Genomic DNA, 5,192 nt, shown 5'->3' on the forward strand with positions numbered 1-5,192 from the left:
CTTCAATTACTTGCATAAATTCGATGGACGCGTCTTATATCCCCATAACTGAAGCAAGGGGTTTTACGACGCATTGGATAAAAACAGGCAATGAAATCGCCGCCTGGTTTCAAAACACGCCATATTTCATGAAATGCTTTTTGCTTATCAAGAAATGTATGAAAACCATTCATACTGACAACGGTATCAACAGATTCATCCTCCATTTGCAGGTTTCCCACACCCCCCTGAATACATTTGATATGCGCATGACTACCAAGTCTTTTTCTGGCTTGTTCAAGCATATCCATGCTGTAATCAATACAAGTAATATGTGCATTTTTCAGAGAGCTCCATTTGTTTTCCGTAAATACAGCAGTTCCAACCGGAACATCAAGAAGCTTTCCTGAAAAGTCATCAGGAACATATGATAAAACTTTTCGTGCTATATCATTATCATCCGTGCCACTCCAAAATAGCTTAATATACAGTTTGCTGAAAATATTTCTTTGCGTAAGAACATCGTCATATATATTTTTTGATGTTTCATAAGCATTTTGTATTTTGTCTGCCATATTACCCTCCAAATTTAATTTTAATTCTAAAAGCTTAAAACTATCGTTCTCTAATCTTCCTGACATTACGATTCATGAGGTGTCTTCCAATATGTCTATAAGCAAATGCTTTAAAGGCTGAAATTTCTTGATGATGTTCCTTCAACAGTTCATCTGGACAATCATAAACACCAAAATCCTGATTGATTCCCTCGCTCTGAATATAAGTATTGTTCCTATCAAACTCAATAATGAGATTTCTGAAATCCTTGACTGCTACTCCATAACCGCAAAATGCACCTGTACATTCCGAATTTTGTTCCTGTAACTTCTTTATGTAGGTTTTATCCAAAATGAAAGCTTCCAGTTCGTACCACTGATTTTCGAAATTAATTTCTACCCAGCTATGGAAAATACTTTTTGGAGCATTACGGTAAACAAACCCGGTCATAGCCCCTTTCTGCAATCTTTTATCAATCGTAAAACCATGTACTCTGCATGGAATATTGCAGGCACGTAAAAGTGCCATAAATAAAGTTCCTTTTGTATTACATTGTCCATAACCATCTGCAAGTACTTTTGAAGCTGAAATTCCGTCATCAATATTATATCCAAATAAAACATCATCTCTTACATAGTTGTAGATTGCCTTAATCCTTTCAAATTCACCCATTTCCTTCCATTTCATATTTTGAATAAGTTTTTGAATTGCCGGATTAGAAAAATCAACCATTCGTGTTTCCCTAAGATACTTATCTTTCATTTCCTATCGCCTTTCCCATAGGTTTTCTCACAACACAATGCATTCGCATACCTTTACGAATTTCAAATTTTTCTACTTTTAATCCTGCTTTTTTGCAACATTTTATGACCACATCTCTTGTTGGCACTTGGACATCTCCATGTCCGCATATATTTGCCAACGGCATTTCCAATGTATTCATTAGCCATACCAATACTTTATTGTCACTGGTCACATCTCTCAGTATCAATCTTCCATTTGGGCGAAGACATCTTTTCACACTGTCAAAAAATGCCTGTGGATCCGGATAATGATGGAAGCTCATAGAACAAATAATTGCATCAAATGAATCCTTTTCAAAAGGAAAGTTCTCACAGTCTCCTACAACAAATGTTGTATTTGGTATATTTTTCTTTTTTGCCTGTTCAATCATTGCCGGAGTCAGATCCAGTCCTGTATAATACCGGTCTGGATGTTTTTCTGCTAATAAAGAAATCATCGGAGCAGGCCCACAGCCTGCATCTAATAAATCTCTAAATGGCTCCTTCTCTAATTCTTCCAGAATATCCGGATAATCTTTCTTGCACATTTCGTAAATGCCAGCATGGTTACTTTCATATCTTCCTGCTGCTTTTGTAAACTCTTTAATTGACAATTTTTTATATTCTTCATTTTTCATGCTTTTTTCTCCAATCACTGTACCTTTTTCGCCTTGCATCCGCATTTCTTCATTTTTTTCATATAAGCATAAAACTGCTTATGCAATTCCCTCATTTCATCTGGTGCCTTCATAGCATGTTGATACATAAATTTATCTCCAAAACTGCTTCCAAATGTAACTGCCAGCATAATCGTCAGAAATGACAATGGTAAAAAGCGAAAAATATTCATTTTCCATGGTGACAGTTTACCCTTTTGTTTTCGCCAAAAATTAAAATTTCTTTTCAGCCTTTCTGCTGTTTTCCTCATGATTTTCCATTCTTTTCCCACTTTCTCCGGATCGTCTGATTCATAATACGCATCTGCAATCGGTACCACCATAGCAAGATGACAAAGCTGCCATAGATGCATATCCGTTACTTTCTGGTATGGTATATGAGCATGCCTCAATATCTCTGAAAACTGCTTAGTTCTTTCGGATTTATTTCCTGATATTTCTGCAAATGTTGTTGGCTGAATCAACCTTGGAGTAAGTGCTGCATCAAGGATACCATCATCATTTATACTTCCGCCTGCTCCTGGAAAAGCCGGTAATATTCTTCCTTTTCCGACAATGTCTTCCCATTTATTGTAACTGTCCAGTGAATTTATCATTGTAACAATCGTATTACTTTTATTATTTTTCAATTCAGTAAGTGCTTCATACAGCTGGTTTTCCCGGACAGTAAGCAAGACAAAATCATAAATATCATCGTTTGGTAGTTCTCCAAGAATCCTAATCTCTGCCTTTATTACTTCCTGATTTTTCTTATATTTCAATCCATTATTTCTTAAAGCCTCAAGTCTTTTACCTCTGGCATAAATATTTGTATCATAACCGGCTTCTGCAAATAAAGCCGCATACAAGGATCCAATCACACCAGCACCATAAATCAATATTCTCATAAGAATCTTTCCTCTCCTCTTACCCCAGTGCCACATCCAAGATCATCATCAAACTAAATCCAAGTGCAAAGAAAAGCGTACCGATATTCGAGTGCTGTCCCTGAGACATTTCCGGAATTAGTTCTTCAACCACGACATATAACATAGCTCCTGCTGCAAAGCTGAGTAAATATGGTAATGCCGGGATTACCAGCTGTGCGACAAGAATCGTCATTACTGCTCCAATCGGTTCAACGACTCCTGAAAGTACACCTCCCAGAAATGCCTTTCTCTTACTTTCACCCTCTGCCCTAAGCGGCATGGATATAATCGCTCCTTCTGGAAAATTCTGGATAGCAATTCCAAGTGATAAAGCAAGTGCACCTGTTGCTGTAATCTGTGCATTTTCAGCAAGAAATCCTGCATACATTACACCAACTGCCATACCTTCAGGGATATTATGTAATGTAACTGCCAACACCATCATCGTAGTACGGCCAAGTTTGCTTTTCGGTCCCTCTGTCTGATCACTTCCAACATGAAGATGTGGAATCAAATGATCAAGTGCGAGTAAAAACAATATACCAATCCAGAACCCAACAACTGCCGGAACAAACGATAAAGTTCCCATATTCTCAGATTGTTCAATTGCCGGAATCAGAAGACTCCAGATTGAAGCAGCAACCATTATACCTGCTGCAAACCCTGCAAGTGCACGTTGCAGTAACTTGCTAAGTGTTTTTCTCATAAAAAACACGCATGCTGCACCTAGCGTTGTTCCAACAAATGGAATCAGTATACCTTCAAAAACATTCATTAGCATTATGTATTCCTTTCTGTATAGTCAAAAGTACTTTCACATCGTTCTGTTGTTAGCTTTAACTAACTATCATATATAAAAGAAACCGTGCAAAAAGCAAACTGTAATTTCACACGGTTTTCCTTATGTTTAAGTATATCACTTACGAAATCATATAACAATATAATTCTTTTAACAATTTACAAGAGAAAGATCATCCATGTATGCACGATCTACAAAAATCTCAGATGCTGTGCGAAGTCCCTTGCTCTCAGCGATATCACCAAGAACTGCTCCTGCACAGTAATAAACGATCAGATCTTTGTCATACTCACAGATTGCCTCGCAGATCGCTGTGGAAATATCCTCGTCATACTGGCAGGCATTCCCCATTGCTCCATGAGGAGCGACATGCTGAAGCTTCATTCCGTAGCTCTTGGTAAATGCAGCCAGTGCTCCGATCTGGTATCTGACGTAATTCTTAACTTCATCATGAGAGAGAACCATCTTTCTTCGTCCAAAGCCAAGAAGATCCGGATATCTAGGATGGGCTCCAACCATAACGCCACGTTCCTTTGCCATGCGGACTACCTTATCCATTACCATCGGATCGCCTGCATGCCAGCCATATGCTACATTTGCTGTTGTGACATATTTGATGATCTCTTCATCGCCGCCAAGCTTATATGCGCCAAAGCTCTCACCCATGTCACTGTTTAAGTCGATACTGTACATGTTGCTACCTTTCTTTACTTGTTGAAAGTATAACATGTTAAATAAAAATAATAAAATAGATTATTTTTTCAGAATATATTAATATTTTCTATATTTCTTTTGCAATAAATTTTACTTTTCTTTGATCCGTTCTTTGAAAAGCTGTTGACAAAGATTTTTATATATGATTAAATAGTCATATGAACATTAATTCATATATTCATATAAAAAAACAAACGAATCAGCAAGGAGAGTTCATATGGAAGAAAAATTAAAGAAAGATTCCATGAAGTCCGCAGATTCCTGCGGCTGCGGTCACGAGCATGCGCATCACAGCCATGATGAGCATGAAGAACATCACGATCATGAGCACCATCACCATGATGATCACTGCGTCTGTGGTTACGAGAATCATGACCATGAAGATCATGAACATGAGCATCATCACCACCATGAGCACTGCGGCTGTGGTTGTGAGGATCATAAACATGAACATCATGAACACGAGCACTGCGGCTGTGGCTGCGGGGATCATGAGCACGAACATCATGAACACGAGCACCATCACAGCCATGGCGAGCACTGTGGTTGTGGCTGCGAGGATTCCGAACACGAACATCATGAACACGAGCACCTTCACAGCCATGGCGAGCACTGTGGTTGTGGCTGCGAGGATCATGAGCACGAACATCATGAACACGAGCACCATCACAGCCATGGCGAGCACTGCGGCTGTGGCTGCGAGGATCACGAGCACGAACATCATGAACACGAGCACCTTCACAACCATGACGAACACTGCGGCTGTGGCTGCGAGGAT

7 protein-coding genes are annotated in these 5,192 nt (G+C 38.9%); all 7 read right to left on the reverse strand.

Going from position 1 to position 5,192, the window contains the following annotated elements:
• Positions 1-2 precede the first annotated feature (2 nt).
• Positions 3-554 carry a class I SAM-dependent methyltransferase gene (locus DW694_RS15870; protein WP_110102478.1) on the reverse strand — a complete coding sequence of 184 codons (552 nt, stop codon included), beginning with the start codon at positions 552-554 and terminating at the stop codon, positions 3-5.
• 40 nt (positions 555-594) lie between these two features.
• Positions 595-1,296, reverse strand: a complete 702-nt coding sequence (locus DW694_RS15875) for a transglutaminase family protein (protein ID WP_015527132.1) — start codon at positions 1,294-1,296, stop codon at positions 595-597.
• A complete protein-coding gene (locus tag DW694_RS15880) occupies positions 1,286-1,954 on the reverse strand; it encodes a class I SAM-dependent methyltransferase (protein WP_044962031.1) in 669 nt (222 codons plus the stop codon). The genes DW694_RS15875 and DW694_RS15880 overlap by 11 nt, the downstream gene beginning before the upstream one ends.
• Before the next feature lie 14 nt (positions 1,955-1,968).
• Positions 1,969-2,880, reverse strand: coding sequence for a 2-dehydropantoate 2-reductase N-terminal domain-containing protein (locus DW694_RS15885; RefSeq protein ID WP_044962024.1), 912 nt, complete (start codon positions 2,878-2,880; stop codon positions 1,969-1,971).
• Between the two features lie 19 nt (positions 2,881-2,899).
• Positions 2,900-3,682: a ZIP family metal transporter gene (locus DW694_RS15890; protein WP_021652375.1), complete on the reverse strand. Its 783-nt coding sequence runs from the start codon at positions 3,680-3,682 to the stop codon at positions 2,900-2,902.
• A gap of 168 nt (positions 3,683-3,850) precedes the next feature.
• On the reverse strand, positions 3,851-4,393 hold the full coding sequence (locus tag DW694_RS15895; RefSeq protein WP_227945538.1) for a 5-oxoprolinase subunit PxpA: 543 nt from the start codon (positions 4,391-4,393) through the stop codon (positions 3,851-3,853).
• Positions 4,394-4,643: 250 nt separating this feature from the next.
• Positions 4,644-5,192: hypothetical protein (locus tag DW694_RS17570; RefSeq protein ID WP_182465513.1), on the reverse strand; the 549-nt coding region annotated here is incomplete at its 5' end.

Origin of the sequence: Ruminococcus sp. AM26-12LB (genome assembly GCF_003480785.1) — a bacterium.
Classification (GTDB): Bacteria; Bacillota; Clostridia; order Lachnospirales; family Lachnospiraceae; genus Blautia_A; species Blautia_A fusiformis.

Bases quoted from the DNA above. Each gene is read 5' to 3' on its own strand.
- DW694_RS15875 (WP_015527132.1), bottom strand. From the start codon at position 1,296: ATGAAAGATAAGTATCTTAGGGAAACACGAATGGTTGATTTTTCTAAT.
- DW694_RS15870 (WP_110102478.1), bottom strand. From the start codon at position 554: ATGGCAGACAAAATACAAAATGCTTATGAAACATCAAAAAATATATAT.
- DW694_RS15895 (WP_227945538.1), bottom strand. From the start codon at position 4,393: ATGTACAGTATCGACTTAAACAGTGACATGGGTGAGAGCTTTGGCGCA.
- DW694_RS15890 (WP_021652375.1), bottom strand. From the start codon at position 3,682: ATGCTAATGAATGTTTTTGAAGGTATACTGATTCCATTTGTTGGAACA.
- DW694_RS15885 (WP_044962024.1), bottom strand. From the start codon at position 2,880: ATGAGAATATTGATTTATGGTGCTGGTGTGATTGGATCCTTGTATGCG.
- DW694_RS15880 (WP_044962031.1), bottom strand. From the start codon at position 1,954: ATGAAAAATGAAGAATATAAAAAATTGTCAATTAAAGAGTTTACAAAA.